General features: G+C 60.3%; 1 pseudogene. It reads right to left on the bottom strand.

What is annotated here, in order from left to right:
- Nucleotides 1-237 (bottom strand): annotated as a pseudogene (locus tag HMPREF2608_RS02900) (hypothetical protein); the annotation flags it as partial.

The raw sequence follows: 237 nt of genomic DNA, 5'->3' as shown, positions 1-237 counted from the left end.
TTGGCGTTGACGGTGTAAACGTCTTGGCCGTTGGCGCCGGTCGTTTTCACCACGTCTTTGATGTTGGTACCGGCGGCAACTTCGGTACGGGCGGCGGCACTTTGCTGTTTCAGCTGGCTGTAGTTGACGGCGTCGGTGTCATCGGTACCGGCGGCAACGTTGGTGATCTTGTTGCCGGCGGCATTGATGCCGGACTTGGTCACACTCGGGCCGCCTGTGATGGTGAGGCCGTCTGAA

This window comes from Neisseria sp. HMSC064D07 (genome assembly GCF_001837185.1).
Classification (GTDB): domain Bacteria; phylum Pseudomonadota; class Gammaproteobacteria; order Burkholderiales; family Neisseriaceae; genus Neisseria; species Neisseria flavescens_C.
Note: the sequence above shows the minus strand (reverse complement) of the source record. Positions and strands in the feature narration are given on the sequence as shown.